The sequence below is a fragment of the Halomonas aquatica genome, assembly GCF_040196335.1.
Taxonomy (GTDB): domain Bacteria; phylum Pseudomonadota; class Gammaproteobacteria; order Pseudomonadales; family Halomonadaceae; genus Halomonas; species Halomonas aquatica.
Map to the genome: position 1 here is coordinate 379210 of NZ_JBEGCJ010000002.1, position 24677 is coordinate 403886.

General features: G+C 60.6%; 21 protein-coding genes. 7 read left to right on the forward strand and 14 right to left on the reverse strand.

Translation table 11 applies throughout. The features are described 5' to 3' along the window. Nucleotides 1-74 precede the first annotated feature (74 nt). Nucleotides 75-2642, forward strand: a complete 2568-nt coding sequence (locus ABE960_RS04895; protein WP_349761119.1) for an EAL domain-containing protein — start codon at nt 75-77, stop codon at nt 2640-2642. Between the two features lie 62 nt (nt 2643-2704). Here ABE960_RS04895 and ABE960_RS04900 read toward each other — a convergent pair whose 3' ends face one another. Next, complete coding sequence (locus tag ABE960_RS04900) at nt 2705-3157, reverse strand: phosphatidylglycerophosphatase A family protein (RefSeq protein WP_349761120.1); 453 nt, start codon at nt 3155-3157, stop codon at nt 2705-2707. A 156-nt stretch (nt 3158-3313) separates the two neighbouring features. Between ABE960_RS04900 and ABE960_RS04905 the strand changes: the two genes are divergently transcribed. The 4 genes from ABE960_RS04905 to ABE960_RS04920 all read left to right on the forward strand — a co-directional run bounded on the left by ABE960_RS04905 (nt 3314) and on the right by ABE960_RS04920 (nt 7355). Beyond that, a complete protein-coding gene (locus ABE960_RS04905; RefSeq protein WP_432765337.1) occupies nt 3314-3946 on the forward strand; it encodes a gamma-glutamylcyclotransferase in 633 nt (210 codons plus the stop codon). After that, the gene (locus ABE960_RS04910) at nt 3943-5199 is read left to right on the forward strand and encodes a threonine ammonia-lyase (RefSeq protein ID WP_349761122.1); all 1257 of its coding nucleotides are present in this window, start codon (nt 3943-3945) and stop codon (nt 5197-5199) included. Before ABE960_RS04905 ends, ABE960_RS04910 begins: the two co-directional genes overlap by 4 nt. Nucleotide 5200: 1 nt before the next feature. Further along, nucleotides 5201-5530, forward strand: coding sequence for a YnfA family protein (locus tag ABE960_RS04915; protein ID WP_349761123.1), 330 nt, complete (start codon nt 5201-5203; stop codon nt 5528-5530). Nucleotides 5531-5615: 85 nt separating this feature from the next. Then, on the forward strand, nt 5616-7355 hold the full coding sequence (locus ABE960_RS04920; protein WP_349761124.1) for an isocitrate/isopropylmalate family dehydrogenase: 1740 nt from the start codon (nt 5616-5618) through the stop codon (nt 7353-7355). Nucleotides 7356-7619: 264 nt separating this feature from the next. Here the strand turns inward: ABE960_RS04920 and ABE960_RS04925 are convergent, their stop codons facing one another. Further along, complete coding sequence (locus tag ABE960_RS04925; protein WP_349761125.1) at nt 7620-9242, reverse strand: MFS transporter; 1623 nt, start codon at nt 9240-9242, stop codon at nt 7620-7622. Nucleotides 9243-10946: 1704 nt separating this feature from the next. Here ABE960_RS04925 and ABE960_RS04930 point away from each other — a divergent pair. Next, nucleotides 10947-12989, forward strand: a complete 2043-nt coding sequence (locus ABE960_RS04930; RefSeq protein WP_349761126.1) for an acyltransferase family protein — start codon at nt 10947-10949, stop codon at nt 12987-12989. A 377-nt stretch (nt 12990-13366) separates the two neighbouring features. Here the strand turns inward: ABE960_RS04930 and ABE960_RS04935 are convergent, their stop codons facing one another. After that, on the reverse strand, nt 13367-14089 hold the full coding sequence (locus ABE960_RS04935; protein ID WP_349761127.1) for a heparin lyase I family protein: 723 nt from the start codon (nt 14087-14089) through the stop codon (nt 13367-13369). Nucleotides 14090-14350: 261 nt separating this feature from the next. Here ABE960_RS04935 and ABE960_RS04940 point away from each other — a divergent pair, with 261 nt between their 5' ends. Then, nucleotides 14351-14782, forward strand: a complete 432-nt coding sequence (locus ABE960_RS04940) for a hypothetical protein (protein ID WP_349761128.1) — start codon at nt 14351-14353, stop codon at nt 14780-14782. 78 nt (nt 14783-14860) lie between these two features. Here ABE960_RS04940 and ABE960_RS04945 read toward each other — a convergent pair whose 3' ends face one another. The 11 genes from ABE960_RS04945 to ABE960_RS04995 form a co-directional block, all read right to left on the reverse strand. After that, a complete protein-coding gene (locus tag ABE960_RS04945) occupies nt 14861-16240 on the reverse strand; it encodes a tetratricopeptide repeat protein (RefSeq protein WP_349761129.1) in 1380 nt (459 codons plus the stop codon). Beyond that, the gene (locus ABE960_RS04950; RefSeq protein ID WP_349761130.1) at nt 16237-18288 is read right to left on the reverse strand and encodes a glycosyltransferase family 2 protein; all 2052 of its coding nucleotides are present in this window, start codon (nt 18286-18288) and stop codon (nt 16237-16239) included. The genes ABE960_RS04945 and ABE960_RS04950 overlap by 4 nt, the downstream gene beginning before the upstream one ends. 342 nt (nt 18289-18630) lie before the next feature. Further along, nucleotides 18631-18921 (reverse strand): ribbon-helix-helix domain-containing protein, encoded by a 291-nt coding sequence (locus tag ABE960_RS04955; RefSeq protein WP_349761131.1) that lies wholly within the window; start codon nt 18919-18921, stop codon nt 18631-18633. Beyond that, entirely contained in the window at nt 18918-19133 is a 216-nt protein-coding gene (locus ABE960_RS04960; protein WP_349761132.1) for a hypothetical protein, read from the reverse strand. Before ABE960_RS04960 ends, ABE960_RS04955 begins: the two co-directional genes overlap by 4 nt. Continuing rightward, on the reverse strand, nt 19130-19828 hold the full coding sequence (locus ABE960_RS04965) for a hypothetical protein (RefSeq protein WP_349761133.1): 699 nt from the start codon (nt 19826-19828) through the stop codon (nt 19130-19132). The genes ABE960_RS04960 and ABE960_RS04965 overlap by 4 nt, the downstream gene beginning before the upstream one ends. Beyond that, a complete protein-coding gene (locus tag ABE960_RS04970) occupies nt 19825-20439 on the reverse strand; it encodes a hypothetical protein (protein WP_349761134.1) in 615 nt (204 codons plus the stop codon). The genes ABE960_RS04965 and ABE960_RS04970 overlap by 4 nt, the downstream gene beginning before the upstream one ends. An 8-nt stretch (nt 20440-20447) precedes the next feature. After that, nucleotides 20448-21755: a DUF927 domain-containing protein gene (locus ABE960_RS04975; RefSeq protein ID WP_349761135.1), complete on the reverse strand. Its 1308-nt coding sequence runs from the start codon at nt 21753-21755 to the stop codon at nt 20448-20450. Next, nucleotides 21745-22608, reverse strand: coding sequence for a toprim domain-containing protein (locus ABE960_RS04980; RefSeq protein ID WP_349761136.1), 864 nt, complete (start codon nt 22606-22608; stop codon nt 21745-21747). Before ABE960_RS04980 ends, ABE960_RS04975 begins: the two co-directional genes overlap by 11 nt. A gap of 189 nt (nt 22609-22797) precedes the next feature. Beyond that, complete coding sequence (locus ABE960_RS04985) at nt 22798-23256, reverse strand: hypothetical protein (protein ID WP_349761137.1); 459 nt, start codon at nt 23254-23256, stop codon at nt 22798-22800. Then, the gene (locus ABE960_RS04990) at nt 23253-23513 is read right to left on the reverse strand and encodes a helix-turn-helix transcriptional regulator (RefSeq protein WP_349761138.1); all 261 of its coding nucleotides are present in this window, start codon (nt 23511-23513) and stop codon (nt 23253-23255) included. Before ABE960_RS04990 ends, ABE960_RS04985 begins: the two co-directional genes overlap by 4 nt. 95 nt (nt 23514-23608) lie before the next feature. After that, nucleotides 23609-24646 (reverse strand): hypothetical protein, encoded by a 1038-nt coding sequence (locus ABE960_RS04995; protein ID WP_349761139.1) that lies wholly within the window; start codon nt 24644-24646, stop codon nt 23609-23611. Nucleotides 24647-24677 lie beyond the last annotated feature (31 nt).

Here is a 24677-nt window from a genome sequence, read left to right on the forward strand (position 1 = left end):
ATAACTAATGCTTGTCAATGCAAGTCCTGAGATGCTGTTAACAGCTAAGCGCTCGGGCGCAAGGAGCAATACAGGTGAAGGACGAAATCGCACTACTGGAAGATCAGCAGTCCGTACAGGAGCTGATTGCCCGGCACATGCCACTGGAGGTCACCCTCCCGGCGATCTCGCGGATGATCGACCGCCAACTCCCCGATGCGCTGATCTCGATCATGGTGTTCGACCCCGATCAGCGGACCCTCAGTCTGGTGGCGGGCGACAGCTTCTCCCAAGCCTTTCATGACGTCGCACAGAATGTGCAGATCGGCAAGGATATCGGCACCTGTGCGGCAGCGGCCGCCCGGCGGGAGATGGTGATCAGCCAGGACATCCAGGCGGACCCCAACTGGCAGGGCGGGCATGAACTGGCGCGTCAGGAGGGGCTGGCCGCCTGCTGGTCCATGCCGGTCATCTCGGCTGAGGACGAAGTGCTCGGCACCTTCGCGACCTATTACCGAACGCCTCGTGCACCCAGCGATGTTGAGAAAGCGCTGCTGCACCGGGCCGCGGGCCTGGTCGCCCTGGCCATCGGGCGCCACCGTGACCGCCAGGCCCGCGACGAGGTGGAGCAGCGCTTCCGCTCGCTGTTCACCCAGCATCCCGATGCGGTGTTCGAATTCGACCTGGACGGCCGGTTCATCAGCTGCAATGCCTCGGCCACCCGGATCACCGGCTTCAGCGAGGAATGGCTGAAGGGGAAGCCCTATGCCAGCTTCGTTTCCGACGAGGAGTTGCCCACCATCGACGCCGCCTTCGAGCGGGTCTGCAAGGGAGAAACGCAGCAGCATATCTTTAACAGCGTCGATGCCGAGGGTAGGCCCTTCACCCTGGAGGTCACCAACCTGCCCATCGTCGTCAATGACGAGGTCGTGGGCGTCTATGGAGTGGGCCTTGACATCACGCTGCGCCGCCAGCAGGAACAGCAGCTTCGCCTGCTCGCCCGCGGCATCGATGCCAGCCACAATGGCGTGGTCATGGCCGACGCCACCCGGCCGGACCTGCCCATAGTCTACGTCAACGATACTTTCCTGGCCCTCACCGGCTATGGCCGTGAAGAGGCACTGGGTCGCAACTGCCGCTTCCTTCAGGGACCCGATACCGACCCGCAGAAGGTGGCACATCTGCGCCTCGCCCTGGCCGAACGTCGCGAGATCCAGGTGACGCTGCTCAACTACCGCAAGGACGGCTCGACGTTCTGGAACCAGCTCTACCTCGGCCCCGTCCTCGATGAAGCCGGGCACTGCACCCACATCGTCGGTATTCAGCAGGATGTCTCACAGTTCCTGGAGTATGAGGATCGTCTCGCCCACCAGGCCAGCCACGACCTGCTCACCGGGCTGCCCAACCGCCAGCAGTTCACCTCACGCCTGGTCCAGCAATACCGCCAGGCTCGCCGAAAGGACGACTTGCTTGCCCTGCTCTACCTCGACCTGGACGACTTCAAGCCGGTCAATGAGGGCCTCGGGCATCATGTCGGCGACAGGCTGCTGGTGGAGGTGACCCATCGCCTGGAGGCCCTGCTGGCCCAGGGGGACATCCTGTCGCGGCTGGGCAGCGACGAGTTCGCCATCCTGCTGACCGGACTTTCCTTCAAGAACGAGGTGCTGGAAAGAACCGAAGCGATCCTCACCGCCCTGTCGCTGCCCTTCGAGTTCGATGAACACCGGCTTCATATCAGCGCCAGCATCGGCATCGCCTCGAGCCTCGAGCCGGTGCTCGAGGCCCGCGAACTGATCCAGCACGCCGACCTGGCCATGCATGACGCCAAGCAGCAGGGGCGCAATACATGGCAGTGGTATGGCGACAATGTCGCGAGCCTGATGAGTGAGCAGGTGGAAATGCGTCTCGAGATGCAGGAGGCGATCCGCGATGAGCAGTTCCTGCTGCATTATCAGCCCATCGTCGACACCCGCACCGGACAGGTGCGCAGCGTCGAGGCGCTCGTGCGCTGGCAGCATCCCGACAAGGGCATGATCTCACCGGGGTTCTTCATCCCGCTGGCCGAGCAGACAGGCCAGATCGTCGCCCTCGGCCGCTGGGTGCTGCACCGGGCCTGCCAGGACATGGCCACCCTCTTCGCCGATGGCGAGGCTGACCTGCCGGTGGCAGTGAACATCTCTCCACTGCAATTTCGCCGGACAGGCTTTCTCGAGGAAGTCGAGCAGATCCTCGCGGCGACCGGATGGCCGCCCCACCGGCTGGAGTTCGAGGTGACCGAGGGTGTACTCATGTCAGGCACCGACCGGGCCATCGAGGTACTGCAGGCACTCCGCAACCTCGGCGTGCAGGTGGCGATCGACGACTTCGGCAGTGGTTTCTCCAGCCTTCGCTACCTGCGGGACTTGCCGATCAACAAGGTCAAGCTCGACCAAAGCTTCATCCATGACATCATCAACAACCGCGACAATGCCGCCATCGCCCAGGGGGTGATCACCATGGCGCATCATCTGGGCCTGAAAGTGGTAGCCGAGGGCATCGAGACCCCTGAACAGCAGACCGACCTCATGCACCGCCAGTGCGACCTGCTCCAGGGGTTCCTGTTCTCACGCCCCGTGCCCCTCGAACAGCTGAAAAAGCTCCCCGCACACCTGCCGGAGGCGTGACCGGGTCACGCTGGCTCTCAAGGTCTCGCGTCCCCGGCCGGCAGCGCCGGGGTGGCGGTGCCTCAGCCGGACCGGCGGCGCCACAGGACCAGGCCGCCGGCCATGACCAGCCAGGTCATGGCCGCGGCCACGGTGTCGTCGAGCACGATGCCGACTCCACCGGGCAGGGCCTCCGCCTGGCTCACCGGCGGCGGCTTGGCGATGTCGAACACGCGGTAGACCACGAAGGCTCCGGCCAGGGCCACGGGGTGGCGCATCGCGGACAGGCCGACTACCGCTACTGGGAAGGCGACGATCTCGTCGAGCACGATGCGCCCGTCGTCCTTGATGCCCAGTGCGGTCGCGGCCTGTTGGCAGATCGGCATGGCCGCCACCAGCAGCGCCGCCACCAGCACGAACTGCAGGCGCCTCGCTCGCCCCAGCAGCCACCAGGCGAGCGGCAGCCCAAGCAACGTACCGACCGTTCCCGAGGCCCAGGGTGAGAGCCCGAGGCCAAGGCCCGTCGAGAGTGCCATCCATAACGTGTCCACCGCTGCTCCCCTGTCCGTCGAACGCTCGACACCATACCCCCGGGGTGTATCGGCGTCGATGCTGGCATCGGGCTTCGACAAGCGCCGCCCGGCAACGCATCATGGAGGACCATCCACTGCCATGAACTGGCTCCAGCGCCTATGAGTAACGATACCCGGGAACGCAATCGACGCATGACCCACTTCGACGGCCACGACGAGATCTGGCTGTTCGGTTACGGCTCGCTGATCTGGAAGGCCAACTTTCCCTGGCTGGAGCGTCGCGAGGCCCACATCCACGGCTGGGTGCGCCGCTTCTGGCAGGGCTCCCATGACCACCGCGGCACCCCCGATGCGCCGGGCCGAGTGGCGACCCTGGTGCGGGAGCCTGGGGCCATCTGCCATGGCATGGCCTATCGCATCACTCCCGAAGTGCTGGAGCCCCTGGACGTGCGCGAGAAGAACGGCTACCTGCGCGAGGTGACCCGGCTGCACTTCGACGACGGCGCGTCGCCGGACAGCGCCGATGGCCTGGTGTACCTCGCCACCGAGGACAACACCGCCTTCCTCGGCGACGCCCCGCTCGACGCCATCGCCGAGCAGATCGCCGCCTCCCACGGGCCCAGCGGCCCCAACCGTGACTACCTGGTCTATCTGGCCGAGGCCCTTCACGAACTCGGCGTGGAAGACCCCCACGTGTTCGCACTGGCGGCGCGCCTGCCCGACCACCCAGGCGATGAAGGCCCTCACGACACCCTCCACGACACCCACCACAAGGAGAAGAACCTCCCATGAGCGTGACCCTCGACGACGTCCGCCAGGCCGCCGCCCGCCTCGAGGGTAGCGTGGAACACACCGCCTGCCTGCACTCCAGCACGCTCTCCCGTCTCACCGGCTGCGACGTCTACATCAAGTTCGAGAACCACCAGTTCACCGCCTCCTTCAAGGAGCGCGGCGCCCTGAACCACCTGCTCTCGCTCACGCCCGAGGAGCGCGCCCGGGGCGTCATTGCCATGTCCGCGGGGAACCACGCCCAGGCCGTGGCCTACCACGCCGCCCGGCTGGGCATCCACGCCACCATCGTCATGCCCCGCCACACTCCCAACCTCAAGGTGCGCAACACACGTGACTTCGGGGCCGAGGTGCATCTCGAGGGCAACGGGGTCGACGAAGCCGGCACCTATGCCCACCGCCTCGCCGAGGAGCACAACCTGGTCTTCGTGCACCCCTACGACGACGAGCGGGTCATCGCCGGCCAGGGCACCATCGCCCCGGAGATGCTCGAGGAGGTGCCCGATCTGGATTGCCTGGTGATTCCCATCGGCGGCGGCGGCCTGATCAGCGGCAATGCCGTGGCAGCCAAGGCCATGAAGCCCGGCATCGAGGTGATCGGCGTACAGACTCGGCGCTTCCCGGCCATGAAGCAGGCACTGGCCGGCGAGGATATCCACTGCGGCCTGGCCACCCTGGCCGAAGGCATCGCCGTGAAGCAGCCCGGGATCCTGACCCGGGAGATCGTGCGCGAGCTGGTCAGCGACATCGTGCTGGTGGACGAGCCGGAGATCGAGCGCGCCATCCTGATGCTGCTGGAAATAGAGAAGAGCGTGGCCGAGGGCGCCGGCGCTGCGGGGCTCGCCGCCCTGCTCACCGACCCGGAACGCTATCGAGGCCGCAAGGTGGGGCTGGTGCTGTGCGGCGGCAACATTGACATGCTGGCGCTCTCCTCGGTGATCCAGCGCGGCCTGGTGCGCTCCAATCGCATCGTGCGGGTGCGGGTGGGCATCCCCGACGTGCCAGGCTCGCTGGCCGAGCTGACCCGCCTGCTCGCCGAGCAGCGCGCCAACGTCATCCAGATCGCCCACCAGCGCACCTTCACCGACCTCTCGCTGCGCGCCACCGAGGTGGAGGCCACCCTGGAGACACTGGGCAGCGACCACACTCGCGAAGTGATCGCCGCGCTGCGTGCCGAGGGCTATGACCCGGTACTGCCGGCCAATGAGGTGCATCCGGACGAGCGTTGGGCCACCGATCCCGAGGGCCATCACTGAGATGACCACGCTGGCGGTCTACATCGCCGCCGCCCTGGCCGAGATCGCCGGTTGCTTCAGCGTCTGGGCCTGGTGGCGACTGGACAAACCCGCCCTGTGGCTGATCCCGGGGCTGGCCAGCCTGGCGCTCTTCGCCTGGCTGTTGAGCCTGTCCGGGGCCGATTACGCCGGGCGTGCCTATGCCGCCTACGGCGGGGTCTACATCGCCACCTCGGTGGCCTGGTTGTGGCTGGTCGAGCAGCGCCTGCCCGACCGCTGGGACCTCCTCGGCACGGCCCTCTGCCTGCTCGGGGCCGGCATCATCCTGCTCGGGCCGCGGCCCGCGGGCTGATCCCTGGCAGAGGAACGGCGGCAGGCGTACCCTATGGCCATTCCCTTATCCGCCCCCTTCCATCACCTCAACCAAAGGAAGCGTGATGAGCAGCAAGATCAACGTGTCAGCCCCCCTGGTCATCCTGCATGGCGACGAAATGGCCCAGGTGGCCTTCGAACGCATCCTCGAGACCTTCGTGACGTCCCGGCTGGACGTGGACCTCGTGGAGATCGACCTGACCGCGGAGAACCGCCTGGTCACCAACGGCCAGGCCGTAATCGATGCCATCGAGGCCCTCAAGCAGCATGGCGTGGGCGTGAAGAACGCCGGGATGACGGTGAATCGCAACCAGCTCGGCGAACTGCTGGCCGCCCACCCGGAGCTGGACGGCACCACGCTGCACCCGCTGGCCACCAAGTCGCCCAACGGCGCCATCCGCAAGGGCATCGGCGGTAACATCACCCGCGAGGACATCGAGTTTCGCAACCTGCAGTTCAACAAGCCCGAGTGGATCGGCCGCGATATCGAGGTCGACACCATGGCGACCGGCGGCATCAAGGAGAGCTTCAACGAGCTCTCCAGCGCCACCGGCATCGTCAAGCTGCTGTTCGTGGGCGCCAGTGGCAACCCGATGGAGCTGCACCGCCGAGAGGTGAAGAAGGGCGACCCCTGGCTGCTCGCCACCAACGACATCGACCAGATCAAGGCCTGGGCGCACCGCTTCTTCCAGCGCGCCATCGACGAGAAGCGCGACATCTACCTGGGCCTGAAGGACACCGTGATCTCCGGCTACGACGGCGTGATGCGGGCCGCCATCGAGGGCATCTACGAGAGCGACTACCGCGCGCAGGTCGAGGCGCTGGGGCTCTCCTACCACTACGAGCTGATCGACGCCCAGGCCGCCCGCCTCGTCGCCAACCCGCCGCAACGGGCGCTGTGGGGCGTGCCGGACAACACCACCGGCCGCAAGCTCTACAAGCTGGTCGAACAGCTCAAGCTCCACGGCATTCCCACCCGCAAGGCGCACGTCTCGCTATCGCGGATGAGTGCCGGTGGCGGCGACCAGTACGGCAGCTATAATGCTCCCGCGGTGGAGGACGGCATCCTCAAGGTCATCATCGACGGTGAAGAGAAGCATGCGCGCCACGTCAAGCAGGGCGACCCGATCCTGCTGATGTCCAACGACCACGAGGCCATCAAGGACTGGGTCACCCAGGTGTTCCGCGATGCCTCGCGCAAGGACAAGGAGGTCTACTTCGGTCTCAAGCGCGAGTACATGGAATACGACGAGGTGTTCAGCACCGCCATCACCGACGTTCGCCGCGAGCTGGCGAAGGCCGACACCCCGCCTCCCTCGTTCATGATCATGCGGCCCTCCAGGCAGCTCATCAAGATGATCACCGATCCGCCCCGCAACGCCCTCTACCCGGCGCAGAACCTGGACGGCGACATCTTCTCGGACATCTCCGCGGCGCTGGGCGGCAGCCTGGCCACCGCCAGTTCCATCATCGAGAGCAAGAACGGCACCATGCTCTTCGAGGCGCCCCACGGCACCGCCCATGACCTCTACCTGAAATACCTGGAGACCGACGGCAAGGAGGCGCACTTCAACTCCTCCGCACTGATCTTCGCCGTGGCCAATGCCCTGGAGACTCTGGGCGAGCGCGAGGGCAACGAGGCCCTGGTCGACTATGCCACCCGTCTCAAGGCCGCGCTGATCGATACCGTTGCCGATGGCATCATCACTGGCGATCTCAAGGGCAAGACCACCGACCCCGCTTCGGAAACGGTCGTGGACATGCAGGGCTTCCTGGATGCCGTGATAGAGCGCCTGGCCCCATGACACGACCGCCCGGCGGCGAGAGAGGTACTGTCTGCAGGTGGCGCGGCTCAACGGGGAGCCGATCAAGGTCAGCTGATCGGGTCCGTTGATGCTGGTGGTGCCGGAGGATGCCGACGCCGTGCCCAAGAGCACGGCGCCTGGGAGTCGCTGGGTCCGGACGCTCAGAAGGTCAGCGTGAGCGACTCGTCAGGGGAGAGACGGCGGGACGCGCATCCGACGACCCAGGCCCTGACATGTTGCGCACTGCGCCGAAAGAGAGCGACCTCAACGATCATCATCTTTGGGTGTTTCTGATTTTGTAGTTTTTGATGTCGACTTCGGATCTTCATCTTGTTCCGTGCCTTTCGTTCCTTCCGTGCCTTCAGCACCCGCCGTGGCTTCTGTGGATTCCGAGGTTTCTGAGGATTCCGTGCCTTCCCCGCTACCCTTGGATTCTGTGCCTTCCGTGCCCCCGCCTTCCGTAGCTTCCTTAGCTTCCGCGGCTTCTGTGCTTTCCCGGTCTTCCTTGGCTTCTGTCGCTTCTGTCGCTTCTGTCGCTTCTGTCGCTTCTGTCGCTTCTGTCGCTTCCGTGGCCTCCGTGGCCTCCGTGGCCTCCGTGACTTCCGATTCTTCCTCATCTTCAGTGTCGAGCCTTAGTGGCTCGCCAGCCTCATCCTGAAGCTGGTAATCGTAAGCCGCCTGGAGGCCGGTCTCTTCCACAACCACCTCTTCTTCTTCCTCCGGAGCATGGTCAATATAGCGGGGGTACAGAGGCGACAGCATGGCCACCAGGATGCCGACCGCGGAGAAGATGGCGAACGCATTGGCGTAACCGACTTCCTTCACCAGCACACCGACAAGGGGCGAGCCGATCGCCTGCCCGAGCGAGACAGCCATGAATGGCAGTACCGGACCCATCGACAATCGGCCCGGCAACAGGCGGATACCGGTCATCAGGTAAAGCCCGGTCAGACTCATGTAGGCCAGGCCGAAGACCAGCGCGGAAAATGCCGCGATCAAAATCTGACCGGGGCTGGCAGCGAGCAATGCCAGGCTCGCAGAGAGCATCATCAGCATGAGTGCTTGCGTGATGGCAGGGTTGTTGCGATCGGCCAGGTCAGCCACCACGGCACCTCCGAGACCGGCGATGCCAACCGCCAGCCACAGCCACCCGGTTGAGCCTGGCGGCAGGTCGCCGAGAGTGACTACCAGGTCGGGTGCGAATATCCAGTACGCGGAGGAGACCAAGCCCATCGCGAATGCAAACATCGAGAGCCTGAAGAGTCGTGACCACTGCAGGAGGCTGATCGGAGGCGGCGGCGCGGCGTTCGCGGGCAGGACCCGGGACACCGAAGGGATGAAGAACCAGGTGGCAACCACCCCGGCGGCGGCCAGGACAGCAAAGGACAGGTACGCGAAACGCCAGTTGCCGGCCATGAACAGAACGGCAGGTACGGCAACGACCACGCCAATGCTGGTCCCCGCGTTCATGATCGAGCTCACGCGTCCGTGCAGAGTACGTTTCACCAGGGCCTGCATGGCGGCCGTAAGCGCAGGCATCATTAAGCCGGTGGAAATGCCGCACGCAAACACGCCCACGCCAAGCGACAGGGCGCCAGCGGCCTGGCTGATCAGAGCCAGCCCCCCGACACCGAAAGCCCCGGACACCGTCGCCGTGTTACGAGCACCGAGCCGATCGGCGGAGAGCGGTGCGACCAGCGTGGCCAACAAGAAGCTGATGAGCGGCAGCGAGCCGATGATACCGATGACGTAGGACGTCAGCTCCAGCTCGGCGCGGATAGGAGGCACGAACAGACCGAAGGCGAAGCGCGCCAGACCGTAAGTGATCGCGATCAGCGCCGCACCGAACAGAGCAAACCCTGTGCTCGAAATGGACTTGACCATCATCCCGCCTCCGCCAGACAAGCACCATGGATTCCGGCGCGTTTCGATTGCAGGCGACTAACCTGCCACGCGATGACCATTCGTTGTTGCTCGAAACCCGTAGTTGCTCTGTTCACCATGTAGCCTCGAATGAAGGGGGACTGGGGGGGGGCTTGGCGAAGGCTTACCCGAGAATTCATGAAACGCCATGCCCGGCCAGGAGGAAAACAGGCTGGATGGGAAGCAGGGACAGGTGCCAAAGCCGTGATGAAGGGGGATGTCAGGCTTCGGCGGCCCTCATGCACACCGGAAGCAAAACACCCCCAGCGTAGGAGTTCTTCTGGCCTGATTCAAGGGGGCTCCCGCTTATCCAGGTTCAACCATCACCGAAGCTGACGAACACCGCCATAATCTTCAAATGGCCTCCCATATTGATGAATACAAGATGTAGTAACGTCATGCCTTGACGGAGATTAAAGTGTCTGATAAGCACGCCTTACGCCGCTTGTCTTTTTTACATGAAAACGACAGCTCTAACTCTTAAGAGACTCGCAACGCCCTCTATATTGATCCACTAATATCACCCACCTTTCTATTTTATTATATCGCCGCAACCCCAAATTAATGCACCGCATAAAGCCAAAGATACCGCAAAAAAAACTGCATCACTTTATATATTTTTTATACTTGATAGTCAGCTATTTTTGCTGACTGGCTATTGTACCTGAAGGATCTAAATACTCATTAATATTCATTGACTGAAACTCCACCCAGAGTGCAAAAAGCACCGTCAGAGAACCACTCTTCTGAAACCAAATACTCAAGAGCTCGTCCGAGGGAATGAAAAATGAACCCCAAGCTAACAATGGCAACATAACAGCCAGAATAGATAGTGGAATACAAAAAAGAACGTATTTATTATCTAAATTCTAGCATTGCTGACACTGTTATCCCTTGGCGTATTATTACTCATCATCTTTCCTTTCATGAGCATTCCCTGAATATCAAAACAGTTTCTTGTGCCTATTTTATGTACTGTTCAAGGCCGACCTCCTACCCCTGAAGCCTTCCTCCCTGGTACCACCTATCCACAGCAATCCTGGCGAGCGTTCCGTACGGGCCGAACATTAGACGAATCTTGAACATAGCAGCCCCAATGGGGTTTGCAATGCGGGCAGAGGCATTTCTACCGGCAAGGCGGGATGGGCGGGTGATCTGACAGGATGGTGGGCCCAGCTGGACTCGAACCAGCGATCAAGGGAATATGAGTCCGCTGTTATCTCTTAAAAATCAATAACTTGAATTATAAGAAAACTGTTTACCAACATGCCTACCAACATCTTACAATGCGCTTGGCTGCCACGTTATGCGACATTCACTACGTCACGCGCGCGCACGCGCGAGGAAAAAACTCGGTTAGCGATATAACGAAGCTGCCACTCCGGTCGCGGGTGCAAACGGCGCCAGGTTTCACCATCCCCCCGCCCTGCCGGCGCCGGGTGCGTACCTGTTGTGCGTACCAACCGCGCGAACCGGGGTGCGAACCAGCGCCAGCACCTCAACAAAACTCAACATCAAACCAGCAGCTTCAGTACATCGCAGCCGCTCAACCATGCGGGTTTGGGCCAGGAATGCTCAACCCAAGCTTAACTTAAAGAGTGAAAGCATCTACTATGACCGCTCTACGCGGCACCAGCGAATCCTCATAGCTAGGCAAATGGATCTTCCATGCAATACCGCCCTGAAGTTGATGGTCTTCGCGCCGTCGCTGTCCTCCCGGTCATCCTCTTCCACGCCGGCTTCTCGACATTCTCCGGCGGCTTCGTCGGCGTAGACGTCTTCTTCGTCATCAGCGGTTACCTCATCACGACCATCGTCTATCAGGAGATGGCTCAAGGCCGCTTCTCCATGTGGCGCTTCTACGAGCGTCGAGCCCTGCGCATCCTCCCTGCCTTGTTCGTCGTCTGCCTAGCCTGCATTCCCTTCGCCTGGCTCTGGATGATGCCAACCGAGTTCAAGGACTTCAGCCAAAGCTTGGTCGGTGTCGCCACCTTCACTTCTAACATCCTGTTCTCAAGTGACAGCGGCTATTTCGCCGAGCCCGCAGAACTCAAGCCCTTGCTGCACACCTGGTCACTGGCGGTCGAGGAGCAGTTCTACATCCTGTACCCGCCGCTACTCCTCGTGCTCTGCCGCTTTGTTCCCGAGCACCTTTTCCTAATCATCAGCCTCGGCACACTTTACAGCCTCGGGCTCGCGCACCTAAGTGACAACTTCTACCTTTTGCCGTCACGCGCCTGGGAACTCGGCGTTGGCGCACTGGTGGCACTTTACCTGCATCACTCGGACGCACAGAGACTCCCCGACAAGAACACCAGCGCGCCGACCAACAGAAAACTGCGCGAAGTATCTGGCCTGTTCGGCCTCGCCCTGATCGCCTACGCCGTTCTCATCTTCGATGAAACGACACCCTTCCCGAGCCTATGGACCCTGATCCCTGTCCTCGGCACCGCGCTGATCATCCTTGCTGCCGATCGTGACACCCTGGCCGGCCGCCTACTCAGCCTGCGACTGCTAGTCGGCATCGGCCTGATCAGCTATAGCGCCTACCTCTGGCATCAGCCGCTGTTCGCCTTCGCGCGAATCCGTCTCTTCGATGGTGTGCCGATCTGGGTCTATTGGTTCCTGACAGTTCTTACCTTCGCATTGGCCTGGCTGACCTGGCTGGCCATCGAGATCCCCGCCCGAAAGCGACTCAAGCTGCCCAGGATGCAAGTCCTATCCGCCGCCTTAGCTGGCTGCCTTGTAATCGGTGTCGTCGGTGGACTGGGTTCGGCAAATCAGGGGCATACCTCGCGAAATGCTGTTGCGGTTGAGTTGGCGGCTTGGAAGGACAATAAGAGCCCCTATCGGGGTGCCTGCCACAACCCAGATTCACCCCAGGAAGCCTGTGTGATCGGGGAGGATAGCCAACCGCCGATCTATGTTTGGGGCGACAGCCACGGAGTTGAACTCGCATGGCAGTTGAGCGAGAGGCTTCAGCCAAAGATGATTTCGGTAAAACCTTTAACACATAGTGGTTGCCAGCCGACAACTGGTGTTCACCGTCTTGGTGACCGGAAGTGCCCAGAACATAAAGATGCAATATTCCGCTACCTGACTAACAAAGCCGAGCCCAGTACCGTCGTATTAGTCGCTCGATGGCCCTTGAATGCTGAAGGTTCGCGCTTCAACAACCGGGAGGGAGGAGTAGAGTACGGTATCGACGCAACAGTATTTCCTGACGGCTGGAATGGCGGTTCTGAGGATGATCGAATCGATCAGATCGGGCAGGCCGTTGGTGCAACCGTAACTGGGCTACTTCAAGCCAACCACCGTATCGTCATAGTCTATCCCGTCCCAGAGGTCGGCTGGGACGTCCCCGCATATCTAGCTCGAAAGACCCTACTGGAGGGAGAGAGTTCGGCCCTCCTCTCCACCAGTCATCAGGTCTACCTAGACCGAAGCGCCAACGCACGCGACTACCTTGACGCCATCCCTGACAATGAAAACCTACTTCGTGTCCGGCCGGCAGAGCTGTATTGCGACAACTTCATTCCTGATCGCTGCATCGCCCAGCTTCCGGACGGCCGACCACTTTACTTCGACGACGACCACCCTAACGAAATTGGTGCGCGCATGATTGCCAAGGAGATCCTGCGCAGCATGCTCGCGGAAGGCTGGCTATCGAACCAACCGGTTAGCCAAGTGGCAAACAACAAGATTCAATAACGAGGGGTCTGAGCCTCAAGGCGATTGACTACCTGACTGAAAGTCAATTCTACAAGGGTGCTTCAACTGCTAGTGCGGCAGGGTAGGGGGGAGCACCTTTTGTGTCGGCAATGCCCTACAGCAGACAGCAAAGGTGTGGGCCACGCTGAGAGTGGCGCTTTATCTCGCGGCCACGGTCGCCTAGTGGGCGCGCCAGAGGGATGTCCGCACGGAAGCGGCAGGCCACGGACGGCCAGCCCGGATGCTAAAATTTGCGAACATCAGCAGGCGCCAGCAACGGGCGTCAACCTCAGGTTTTCTAGGTCCGCCAGCACCTTAGCCTTTCCCAACCTCGTCAAAGTATGCAGACGCCCTCTCGCGAGTCTTTAGCAATAATTTTAATTAACCTCAAGATCCTCTCTAGTCTTACCTTTACGCAATCCTGTGTAGTAGACAATCTGAGTCGGTATTTCACCTAAATATCTGGAAACATGAGTCCGATATATCCCGTATTTGAAATAGGTCCCACTGCTAGTACGATTATCGCCTTCAAAGGAGTATTTTAACTTTCTGTTGACATACACCTTAATGAAGCCGTCTTCACTCCATGAAACATTAAGCTCTATCTTATGCCAACGCCCTTTGAAATCATCTTTATCAATTATTTCTTGATGATCAATGGTATTACCTGTTCGCTGAACATCAACATGAAGACCACCGTAGAAATTTTGAAACATTATAGCAGGGGTGGTGAGGGACCTCTGATGGAATTGGCCTAGTGCAACTTTAACAGGATAAATGTTCTCATATGTCTCTGGAACGTAGATGTACCAGCCATACCACCCTTTGCCGAAGTTCTCACCGACTTGGCTAAGCTCAGTTCTTTCTCTATTATTTCGACAATCAGACCAACCCAACTCAGTAGCACATTCGCCATCTCTAAGTTCAAAACGCTGAATATACTCAGTTGGCGCATTACCAGTGGGATCTTTAACTACAGAGTAACCATGTGAAGTGTAATTTAACGATCTTTTAAAACCACCAAAGTTACCATTTTCATAAACTGCAGAACAACCTGACAAAACCAGGTAACACAAAGAACATAAAAATAATCTAAACATTTAACGCTCCTTTATATTTATAATCTTTTCCCTATCATGGATGCCCAGTTTAGATCACGCGCCGCCTTTTTCGTCAACGCGCATCTCACGCGTACCCCCTTCTCCTTAACAAGCCTTAACAGGGTGGCTGGTGCGCGAAGAGAGTGCGTGAAGCCAGTACGTGAAGGCGGCGGCATTTCTAAAGTGGGCGTGAATAGAAACGCTCGCGCGCGTACTGGTCCGAAAATCATCAGATAGCCAGGCACAGCGAAGGCGCCCAGCTTGGGGCGCCCTTTGATAGTTGTTGATTGTTTTTCAACCAGCCGCCCCTTTTTAGGGGCTACAGAAATCATCAGACCGGCACCGCGCCAGCTCTTGTTCGATGGCTTGCCGGACAAACTCTGCGCGATTTCGATGGCCGTGGTGCCGCCCCTGGATCATCAGCCGGTCGATAGCCTCCACCACCTCAGCCTCGACGCTCACTATCAACCGCACGGGCAGGTCCGTGCGGCTGGGATTCTTGCTCATCGTTCGCCCTTTCTCGCTGCAATCTGTCCGGCATGGGTTGGCCACCGAGACGCCTCGCTAATGGGCCTTGAGGATGGTGATGACCTACTCTTCGGTATGTCGATGTCGCTTCATCACGAGATCTTCGGCTATCAGGGTAAACGTAGCGGAAATCCCACATTGCCGGTGGACCGGTTTCTGGAGTGAAGGTCAGCCTGTCACCCGTCGAGTACGAACGGCGTTATACCCACAGCCTGACGGGTGTCTAGAATACTCGAGGCGATTCTAAAGTCGAACCACCAAATTCAAGGTGGCTAGCCAGTAGGTAAAGCCGCTTGGCGAACGAAAGTCGAAATTGCCGCCCTCTACCTCGGTACGTAGTGTTAGCTGAGGGCTAAGGTCCACGTCGAGCCTGGCACTCCCCCCAGCGACAAATTGATTCAACTGGTTTTCGAATCGGGTGAAACTCTGCCGACCCACGAAGAGCTCTGCATCGCCGCGCAGCCGTGGACGGTAAATGGTGGTGAAGAGCATCAGGCGATCGGCACCCAGATGGTCCGGGTCAAAATATCCCCCACCGCTCTGCCGATCGAATTTCAGCCAAGTTCGTCGATAGCCGAGCCGAATGCCGGGATCACGCAGGCGCAAAACGACTTGTGGCGTGATTTCGACCTCCGTAGAAACATTGTCATCGGAATAATGCGTCTGCAATATCTCACCCTCTAGACGTAGCCGATCACTGATGGCGTAGTCCAGGTCCAGATCCAGCTCGTTACGGCGAATACGGTTGCTGAGAATCGTGGCCGTTTCAACGAAGACCTCTCTCTCCAGGCGAAGCCGATAGCCTAGGTCTTCGTATCGTCCCGCGCCGCTCAGACGAGCAACTGCATAAAGATCGCTATCGATATCGCTGACCTCCGTGGCGCCAACAGCGGCATTTACAATCAGCCAGTCAGTGAGCCGCGACTCGGCACCCAGCTGCAGTGTCCTCGCCTCGCTATCTTTTTGGAGGCTGTCGGCATTCACTGACTCTACTAGCACGCTGAGATCGATGTTTCCGTACATACCCTCGAGCTTGACCCTATTCTCTTGTCGGCTCGAATCATCGTTGTCGCGGTAATGGGTCCTTCCCAGCAGCAGGGCTGGTAATCGCGATTCCTCAAAACGCGTTTTGAAAGCGGGGATTGCCACCTCACTACCGGCCGAAGCCACGTCAGTTGGAATAGCACTGGCGATCTCGCTCGCCTGATCGAAGTAGCCAGCGAAGATCAGTGCCTGTCCATAAGCTAGCAATGTATCCGTATCGGAATAGCTTTGCAGATAGCGACGGTAGTCAGGCAATGCAGTGGCGAAGTCGCCATTCCATGTCGAGGCATCGGCCCTGACCCGCAGCGCCTGGCGATGTTTGGGTTCGATCGCCAGAACCCGCTCCGCCTGTTCGAGCGCTTCCAGCAGAGCTCCAGACCAGGAAAGCGCACGGGCCAGATGAGCGCGGGTATCGAGGTTTTCGGGATGTCTGTCAAGTTCGCCCAGTAGTGAGGCAATGCTCGACTGCCCCCGCGTCTCTTGCGCATCTACCATCTCTGCAGCGAGAGCAATGACGGCTCCTAACAAGATGACGTTCAGCCATTTTACGATTCCTGTTGTCACAAGAGGATTCTTCATCCAACAGCCTTGCTGGGAACCACCTGAAATGGCTTCAAAGACGGGTCGGGAACAGACTCAAATTGCGCCTCGCCTATCGCCGGCGGTGAGACCTCTGGCTGCCGTCCTCGGAAACCTGCCGTCATGTCTTCAATGCTTTCACGTAATCCTACGAAGATGACTAGACCGTAAAAAAGCAGAGCGGCATTGGTGGCTGCGAAGACACCGTGTACCCATCGCTCGGAGGCGAAGTCAAAGCCCGCTCCGATAAGCCAATGAGCCAAGATCAGATAGATTGCGGCCACATAGAACGGGGCAGATGCTGTGCGTCCCTGAACCTTGGGGGTCCGCCCGAAGGGGATCTTTTCCTTGGTCCAGGCTTGATTCAGAGACTTGGCTACGCCACCCAGATTGACGGGAATCAGCACTAGGTTCAGCGCATAGACACGCAGAATATCGCTGACGCGATAACCGAGACCGATCAGATCCCGGGAATAGAGGGCGAAATAGGGTAACGCCGTCAGGGGCAACCAGATGCTCTGGATGGCATTGGTCAGGGGTGCGGCAAGAATGATCAGGAGTCCGGCATTGACGAGGGCGATCGAAGCCAGATAGTGGATGCGCATGAACGCCTGGGGAAAACGGCGAAGTTTGCCGGGACCTCGTGCGAGATAGCGCAGCAGCTTCGGCAGGATGATTAGTCCGCCATTTGCCCAACGGCGGCGTTGGATAAGCAGTGAACCGAAGTCGGGCGGTGTCGCGCTGTAGGCTAGGCGTTCTGGATAGTTGTGCAGCGTCCAGCCAAGATCAATCAAGTCAATGCTTGATTCCGTATCTTCGATGACAGTACGGTCTTGAATGTAACGGCTGACAGTATAGCCTCTTTCCTTTTCGTGTTGAACGATCGTATGCAAGGCGGTCGAACGAAGTAGTGCATTGGCCCCGACCCAATAGGTCGCTTGCCATCCTGTAAAGCCCTGATGGATGATGTACTGGATGTCGGTCGTGGCTCCGGCGATCCTCTCAAGTGTTCCCGGTGCATCGGGAACCGCACTGTAGGGTGTCTGGATAACTGCCAGACGCTCATTCCCTGGCCGGCGCATCTCATGAACCAGACGCAGGGCGTAGTCAGGTAGGATGATACTGTCTGCATCCAGGGTGATCAGAAACGTTGCATCAGCTGCCTCGATGTCACCTGCGCCTGGTTCGCCAGGCTCCAGCATCAACCCATCGGGAGTGCGCACTTCGCGCCAGGACTTTCCTATAAGACCGATATAGCTGTTGAGATTCATTGCCTTGTTGGGTTCGTGGGAAAGATTTTCGAAGCGCTTACGCTCGAATGTCGTTACCTCGACCTTGAACAAGCTCGCGAGACGGCAATATTCGCGCCGGGCAAACACTGCGAATGATTCTCCAGCCGGAACCGGGCAAGTCTCCAACTCTTTGCACCTTTCCTGCATCGATGCTGCCTGAGCAGCGAGTACCTTCTTGCAGAAAAGAACGTCTACATGATCTTGGCGTGGCCATGCTTCTTTCTGTGCGGTGAACCAGTAAGCGGCCTGCTGGTAGAGGTCCTGCAGATGGCGACGCTCCTCGGTCTCTGTGAGCGGACCTCGCTCGACACGATTCTCAAAGACCTCGAAGGCAGATTGGAATTGATGGCAGGGCGGATCAATCAGAGCCCTGATTTTCGCAGGTATGTCACGATTCCTATCGAGCTGGTGAATATCATCCGGATCGGTCGGAAAGGGGGGGTCATCAATCAGCAGTACAATGCGTCGATTGGGATATTCCTGGAACACCGCGGACATGAGGGTGGTGAAGACGATTCTTGGCTCCTCCTTGTAAGAGGGAACAAGAATGGAAAGCGGTGGTGCAGTTTCGTCGAACACGCGATCCAAGGCGCGGCGGTTAACAGGATGATGCTGCCTGGCACGGAAGAGATATGAGAGGCGGGAGAGCTGATAGACGAGGCCGCCGTAGATGAGAACTGTCATGATCAGGGAGAAAATAGCATTCAGGGCCAAGCTTGCCCAATCTCCGGAGAGAACATCGCCGGTGATCAACATTACCAGCTCATGTCCGGCGAGAAGCATGGTTGTGAGCGTGAAAAGAAGAGCACCTAGTGTGAGCGCGATCTCGCCTCGGCTAGGATGCCAGTTCTCGCCATGAACTGGTGCATGAAATACTCTCGCAACATGCCAACGAATTTTTTTAAGCACCACGGATACCTATATATTACATAAGTTTTAAGGAGTGGTAGCCGGCGATGCATCATTCGGAAGATCAGTATTTTTATATTTTTTAGAACCTGATTTCTTGTTCTTTAAGCCAGAATCAAAACGGGCTATTTGGCAGCATTCTTTGCATTGCCTATCACGCTGCCGAATCAAAGCTCCCGAAGACTACGCCTAATTCAAGAAAGTTAACAGTGTTAGCGTAAGAAACTTTTTGTTTTTTTTGAATTCAGGGATTTCTATTGGTTGTTTTTCAACCAGCCGCCCTTTTACGGGGGTGCGGAAAGCATCAGACCGGCACCGCGCCAGCTCTTGCTCGATGGCCTGCCGGACAAACTCGGCTCGATTGCGATGGCCATGGTGGCGCCCCTGGGTCATCAGCCGGTCGATAGCCTCCACCACCTCAGCCTCGACGCTCACGATCAGCCGCACGGGCCGGCCCAGCCGCCGTGGATTCTTGCTCATCGTTCGCCCTCCTCTCTGGTGTCGTGGTCTAGGTCGATAGCAGGTGGCTCCAGGTCAAGCTCCGGCAGGGTGTCCAGGTCGATAGCCGGAAGCGTCTCCAGGTCCATGCCGCCCTTTTCTAGTCGGGAAGAATCATCATTGCCGCTCATCAATCGCCGGTAGGCGTCCTGGGCGACTTTGGATGGCCGCGCCTTGGGATGACGTCGCTTCATTGGTCAGCACCTCTCAGGAAGGCATTAGCGGCCCGTCTGCCGGCATTGTCCCGGCGATGGGTCTGGGGCTCAGCGGCGACACCAGCGGCCCACGCCTCAACGTAGCGATGGGCCAGGCGCATGGCCTCGGCATCGGATCGGGTGGCCAGGTGGTGCAGCAGATACCAGTGGTCATCCGGCACCAGCTTGCAGTGACGGGCGATATGCGCCAGCCAGGGCGCCACGGGCTCGACGGGACCCGCCGCTGGCCCCTGGGCTTCGGTGAGGAGCGAGGGGTCAGGGTGGGCCGGCCACACCGCCTTGGCGGCCTCCAGCGCCTTAGCATTCCTTAACAACCGCCGGGTCTGCTGGCGGGCAGCCTCAAGGCTCGGCGCCACCTCGAAGGCGTCATCTATCACCGCGACCAGCTCGGCCCGTACCTCCCGGCTCAGGGGCGCCAGCCGCTCGCGTAGCTGGCGCTCCAGGTCCGCCCCAATGTCGCGGCCCACGTCAGCCAGGGCGGCCAGCAGTGTCTCGATCTCATGCGCCGGGCCGTCCTCGCCCTGCCTCTCCTGTCTATTCTGGTGTCCCACAGGGCCAAGGTGTCCCAACGGCTCAACCGTGCGGGTTTGCGGCGGGACACCTTCGGGACAGGGGGTGTCCAGTGGTGTCCCACGAAAGCGGCTCAGCAGGTCATCGAAGCGGGTGGCGCTCATACCTCGCCCTCCTCAGCCGGGCGGATCGCGTAGACGCGGAGACGACTGCCGTGAATCGTCAGCCGTATGGATCGGTTCTCGTTCTCCCGCTCCACCAGCCAGACGGCGGTATCCAGGGCTTCGGTGCCGCGCTTCAGGTCGAAACCGCCCAGCGCCTCGGCCAGCCCCTCGCCGCTGAACAGGTAGGTGCGGCCCTCGGCATCGTCGCGCCACCAGCCGGCGCGGTCGCGGACCATGGGGGTATGGGCCGGGTCGCTCTCGACGCCGCTGAACCGGGCATCACCGTGTCGCTCGATGAAGCCGGCCACGTTGGCCAGTATCTGCTCATGCTCGGACCTCACGCCGCCCTGCCCGATGGCCCATGCGTGGAACGCCTCTATAGCGGCGGCCAGCGCCTCGCCCTCCTGCCAGCACGTCAGCCCGTAGCGGGTCGCCAGCTCGCCGGCCAGCCCGATCAGCGCCAGCACCTTGGCGGCCCGGCCCTGTAACGGGCGGGTCGTGGCGAAGCCGTCCACCTGGGCGAATTCATCCACCTCGGCTGCCAGGTCGCTCTGCTCGGCCACCAGCCGCTCGATGAACGCCGGTCCAAGGTGGCCATAGTGTCGCGTCACTTCCCCTTTCAGGTGATCCGCGAAGGCGCGGCCATCGGCCAGGTGATGCAGATGGTCGAAGGCCCCGTGTGCTCGCTTGGCGGGTACATCCAGCAGTCGGACCGCCTGCCCGGCATGGGGCGCTTGCCGGCCTCGCTCATGTGGGCGGCCAGGGTGCGCTCGCCGCTGCTCAACAACGCGATGCGCCAGCGATAGGGCCGGCGGGCGCTGCCGTTACGGCTGGCACGGGCCTTGCCAGTGCCGTTGCCCAGCGCGTAGACGGTGGCACCAATGTCCCGGCCATCGGCCTCACCTATCTCGTCCAGTATCAGCGCCGTGTCGCTCAGGGCGGCGGCGATGCCTTCCAGCCCGTTGCCGGTGGCACGCCAGGTACGCTTGAAGTCGGGACCGCCCCAGACGCTCGCCGCGACCTCCAGCAGCGTCGTCTTGCCGTTGGATGAATCGCCCACCAGATGGATGCCGGCGGCCTGCCGGTGGGTCAGGTGCAGCAGGGGACCGGCCAGGGCAGTGGACACGGCCAGAACCATCAGCGGATTGCCGCTGCATAACCGGCCAATGTGATCGCGCCAGCTCGCCAGGCTGCCGGCGGTGGCGAAGTGATCTTGGCTGGCGCTCTCGCTCTGGAAGGTGATCCGGTGGGCCAGCGCGCACTGGGCGATGGTGCGCCGGGGCATGACGAACGCCAGACGCTCCTCGACGTGGTGCCAGCCCACGCGCGTCGCCGCCACCACCACCTCCTCGGGCAGACATTGCGATGCCCAGCGGTGCAGCAGCTTGAAGCCGTCGGGGCTGATACGAACGCCCATCCGCATCAGCTCACGGCGCATCTCCTCGCCGCTGCCACTCAGCAGCTCCAGGGGCATCGCCCATTCACGCCACGGCCCATAGGGCGGCTTGAAGCGCATCAGCAGCCCGTGGTTATCGTGGCGCTCGTCATGGGTAGCGGCCTCGCACTCGATAGGACTGCATACCCACTCATCGAACGGCGCCGGGTCGCCGTCGCCCCTGGGCTGGCGCTGCCCGTGGTAGTACAGCCCCGGCGGACCGAACTGGCTGGGGTGCAGGTAGCAGGCGAAGGTGGGGCGCCTGGGCTCCTTCACCTTGGCGGGCGCCGTCTCGCGGGGATCCACCTCGCGGGCGATGGGACACCTGGGCTCGGGTGGTGTCCCGGTAGTGTCCCGGCGGGAAGCCGCGTCATTGCTGGGCGGGGAAACGTGGGACACCTTGGACACGTCCAGCGGGGTATGGGTGGGCTCAGTGGCCGGCGGCTGCCCGAACATATCGACGGTATCGGGATCGCGGTATTCACTCACCATGGCCACCTCCCCGCCGGCACAGGCGCACGTCGGCAAAGTCGGTACAGGTGTCGCAGCACTCACAGAAGCTCGGCATCAGCAGGTCGCCGCCAATAGCCAGGGCAGCGTGGCGGGCCTCAACCGCGCCCTTGTTGGCCTTGCCCTGGGCTGGCAGGTGGCGGTCATCGTCGCCGCAGAGGGTAATGCCCACCTCAGCCGCCAGCCGTTGGCGAAGGCGCCGTGCGACCGGGGCCAGGTTGTCGGCATTGCGGGCCACCACCACAGGGGCGCCCATCGCCTCATGCAAGGCAGCGGCGGTAGACCAGCCCTCGGCCACCAGCACGCGCTCGGCGCCAGCCAGCTCGCCTATGAGGCTCGCCACGCCCTTGACGCGACCGCCGGATAAGGTGCGCTTGCTGCCATCGGGAAAGATCCGCTCCAGGTTGACCAGATCCCCCTCGAAGTACATGGGCATCAGCAGCATCTCGCCACGCTGGCGTAAGGCGTGGGGCGGTAGCCGCTTACGGGCGAGCCAGGGGTGGGCCGGATCGGCGGGACGGGCCTCGGCCCACCAGCGGCGCGCCTTCTCGGCTGCCTGGACCTCTCGCTGCTGGCGCTCGCGGTCGTGGCACTCACGGCCGCGCATGGCTTCCAGCCGGGCCTGGGCGGCGGCCTCGGGATCGCTGGCGCCGTGAAGCGTCACCACCTCGTTAACGTCCAGGTGCCAGATACCCAAGCTCGCGGCCAGGGGTGAGTGGATGCGATACCAGCCGTTGCCGTTGCCCTTGGGCTTGTCGGGCGCGTCGAACCGCTCGAACCGGCCCGACGCCCTGGGCGCCAGCGTCACGCCATGACGGGCCAGTGCCTCGGCCAATGCGGCCTCGATGGTGCTATGCTTGGGGGGCGCTTTGGGTGGCGCTTTGGTATGGGTCCGGCTCCTGAGGGGGAGCCGGGCCTTTTGCGTTTCGGGTGTCATGCCTCGCCCTCCTTGCGTCCACCTTGTTCACTTTGTCCACCTTGGCCAGTGATCCAGCGCCATGCGCCGGCCAGCAGATGCGAAAGCTCAAACATGGCTGGCGCCCTCCTCTACCCTGAGGGACTGCCATTGGCTGCCCACCAGCTGCTCGGCTCTCAGCTCGGCCAGGGGTACCGGGCCGGCAAGTGCAAACCAGTGGCGCGGGTGGCCGCCCTCTTTAGCGCCCACGCTCTCCAGCGCCCAGCGGTCGCGCTTGGGTATGCCCGCAAACTTGCACGCCCGGCGCCAGTCCATCAGCCGTCCATCACAGGTGGGCAGCGCGAAGCGCACGCAACCGAATACGTCGTAGTATTCCTCGAAGGTTTGCGGGACAAGCAGGCCGCCCATCCAGCGCGGTTTGGTGGCGGTGGGCTCCCAGAATGGGTGGGCAGAGAACCAGATCAGTGGGCGCGCGCCGGCCATATCAGCGCGGCCTCTCAGCTCGCCGCTGGCGAGAATCACGGGCAGGTGTTGGCGCTCGCTGGTGTAGTGGTAAAGCGCCTTCATGACGACGCCTCCCGCTGGGCCTGCTCCCAGCTCTCGACCTCGCTCAGCGGCCAACGGGTCAGGTTGCCGGCCAGCTTCACCGGCTGGACAAAACGGCCCTCTCTCGTCCAGCGCCAGATCGTGGCCTCATGGGCGCCGTAGCGGGTGGCCAGTTGCTTGACGGACAGCCAGGCACGCCAGGCATTGCTGGCGCATTGCTTCTCCGGGGCGGGGGTGTCGTGGCCGCCGGTAGTGGCGGCTCGGGTGGGGCTTGTCATATGGCGCTGCCTCGCGTTGTGGATTCACGGGCAGCATGGCGTGGCAGTCAGAGGGAGTGTTCCAATTGGAAAAATCAGTTTCCATTGGAAAAGCATCACGCCTTTTGCTTTCTCCTACCCCATGCCTCAATGGCGTCCTTCAAAGTGTCGTCCAGCGTCGTCTTGCCTAAGCCAATACGATTTATAGGCTGAGGATTAGCTGGATTAGCGTACTCCTCTACAACGCCTTGCATGATGCTGTTTATGCCAGATCTTTTGGGTTTTCCATTGTTGTCATACAAGCCAGGGTGTTGTTGTGCAAGCGCTTCCGCCAGAAGCCCCAGAGTCTCAAGGGCTCGCAACTCCTCGCCTTCGGTGGGCTGTTCTAGGGCTTGTTCCTCAAGGCTTGCGATAAAGGAGTCCAGATTTTTCCGGCGAATTACTATGCGACTGTCACTCGGTAGACGATCCATATCCATCCACTTGGAGGGATTGCGGTGGTGATTATCCCAGCTCGTCAATTCCTCAAGCGTCTTGAAGCCAACACCCTGTTCATAAAGCCTTTCTTGCAAGGAGTAGATGCGGCCTTCTTTCTCTATCCAGACACCATTCGGGGTCCATACATCTAAGTCGGCCTCGCCCCCTACCTGACTGCTATAAAGCTCCTCAACGCTAAACCTCTCACCAGCTAGGAGGGGTAAGTCCCACAGGCCATCGATTGTCACAACACTTCCATGCCAATTGACAAAAGTATTTTCCCCCATTTGAGCGGCCATCGGAATTGCTCGCAACTCACCACTCTCAAGCCATCCACGCATTTCCTGATCGCCAGAAATCACTTCTGAAAGCGTCTTGCCAAATGCATTTGCAGCTTTCTCCTCCATCTTTCCAACTGGTTCTTTTCCAACAAAAAGCAACGGGCTTCCGGGGGGGGGGTGAATAACCACGCGCGTATCCATGAGACTTGTGACTTCACCCTCGATAGCATATACCGGGGCAAGAAACAGAACAGAAAGTTTTATACGCTCTTCAAGCGCCAAATGCAGAATATCTTGGCTTGTCACCTCCTCTGAAAGCACCGCTGAAAGATGGGCCGCTGCATCCTCTAGCGTCAGCCAACTTTTTAAGTGGTACAGCCGTGATTGCATGGCCATAGGCGCTACTCCTTTGCGCTCACTCCAGGGA

What these genes read in the sequence shown, in the direction of transcription:
- ABE960_RS04975 (WP_349761135.1), bottom strand. Translation starts at nt 21,755, where the DNA reads ATGGTGAGTGAATACCGCGATCCCGATACCGTCGATATGTTCGGGCAG.
- ABE960_RS04935 (WP_349761127.1), bottom strand. Translation starts at nt 14,089, where the DNA reads ATGTTTAGATTATTTTTATGTTCTTTGTGTTACCTGGTTTTGTCAGGT.
- ABE960_RS04945 (WP_349761129.1), bottom strand. Translation starts at nt 16,240, where the DNA reads ATGAAGAATCCTCTTGTGACAACAGGAATCGTAAAATGGCTGAACGTC.
- ABE960_RS04955 (WP_349761131.1), bottom strand. Translation starts at nt 18,921, where the DNA reads ATGAGCAAGAATCCACGGCGGCTGGGCCGGCCCGTGCGGCTGATCGTG.
- ABE960_RS04910 (WP_349761122.1), top strand. Translation starts at nt 3,943, where the DNA reads ATGAGCGTGACCCTCGACGACGTCCGCCAGGCCGCCGCCCGCCTCGAG.
- ABE960_RS04900 (WP_349761120.1), bottom strand. Translation starts at nt 3,157, where the DNA reads ATGGCACTCTCGACGGGCCTTGGCCTCGGGCTCTCACCCTGGGCCTCG.
- ABE960_RS04950 (WP_349761130.1), bottom strand. Translation starts at nt 18,288, where the DNA reads ATGTTGATCACCGGCGATGTTCTCTCCGGAGATTGGGCAAGCTTGGCC.
- ABE960_RS04990 (WP_349761138.1), bottom strand. Translation starts at nt 23,513, where the DNA reads ATGACAAGCCCCACCCGAGCCGCCACTACCGGCGGCCACGACACCCCC.
- ABE960_RS04905 (WP_432765337.1), top strand. Translation starts at nt 3,314, where the DNA reads ATGAGTAACGATACCCGGGAACGCAATCGACGCATGACCCACTTCGAC.
- ABE960_RS04930 (WP_349761126.1), top strand. Translation starts at nt 10,947, where the DNA reads ATGCAATACCGCCCTGAAGTTGATGGTCTTCGCGCCGTCGCTGTCCTC.
- ABE960_RS04985 (WP_349761137.1), bottom strand. Translation starts at nt 23,256, where the DNA reads ATGAAGGCGCTTTACCACTACACCAGCGAGCGCCAACACCTGCCCGTG.
- ABE960_RS04965 (WP_349761133.1), bottom strand. Translation starts at nt 19,828, where the DNA reads ATGAGCGCCACCCGCTTCGATGACCTGCTGAGCCGCTTTCGTGGGACA.
- ABE960_RS04960 (WP_349761132.1), bottom strand. Translation starts at nt 19,133, where the DNA reads ATGAAGCGACGTCATCCCAAGGCGCGGCCATCCAAAGTCGCCCAGGAC.
- ABE960_RS04995 (WP_349761139.1), bottom strand. Translation starts at nt 24,646, where the DNA reads ATGGCCATGCAATCACGGCTGTACCACTTAAAAAGTTGGCTGACGCTA.
- ABE960_RS04925 (WP_349761125.1), bottom strand. Translation starts at nt 9,242, where the DNA reads ATGATGGTCAAGTCCATTTCGAGCACAGGGTTTGCTCTGTTCGGTGCG.
- ABE960_RS04915 (WP_349761123.1), top strand. Translation starts at nt 5,201, where the DNA reads ATGACCACGCTGGCGGTCTACATCGCCGCCGCCCTGGCCGAGATCGCC.
- ABE960_RS04920 (WP_349761124.1), top strand. Translation starts at nt 5,616, where the DNA reads ATGAGCAGCAAGATCAACGTGTCAGCCCCCCTGGTCATCCTGCATGGC.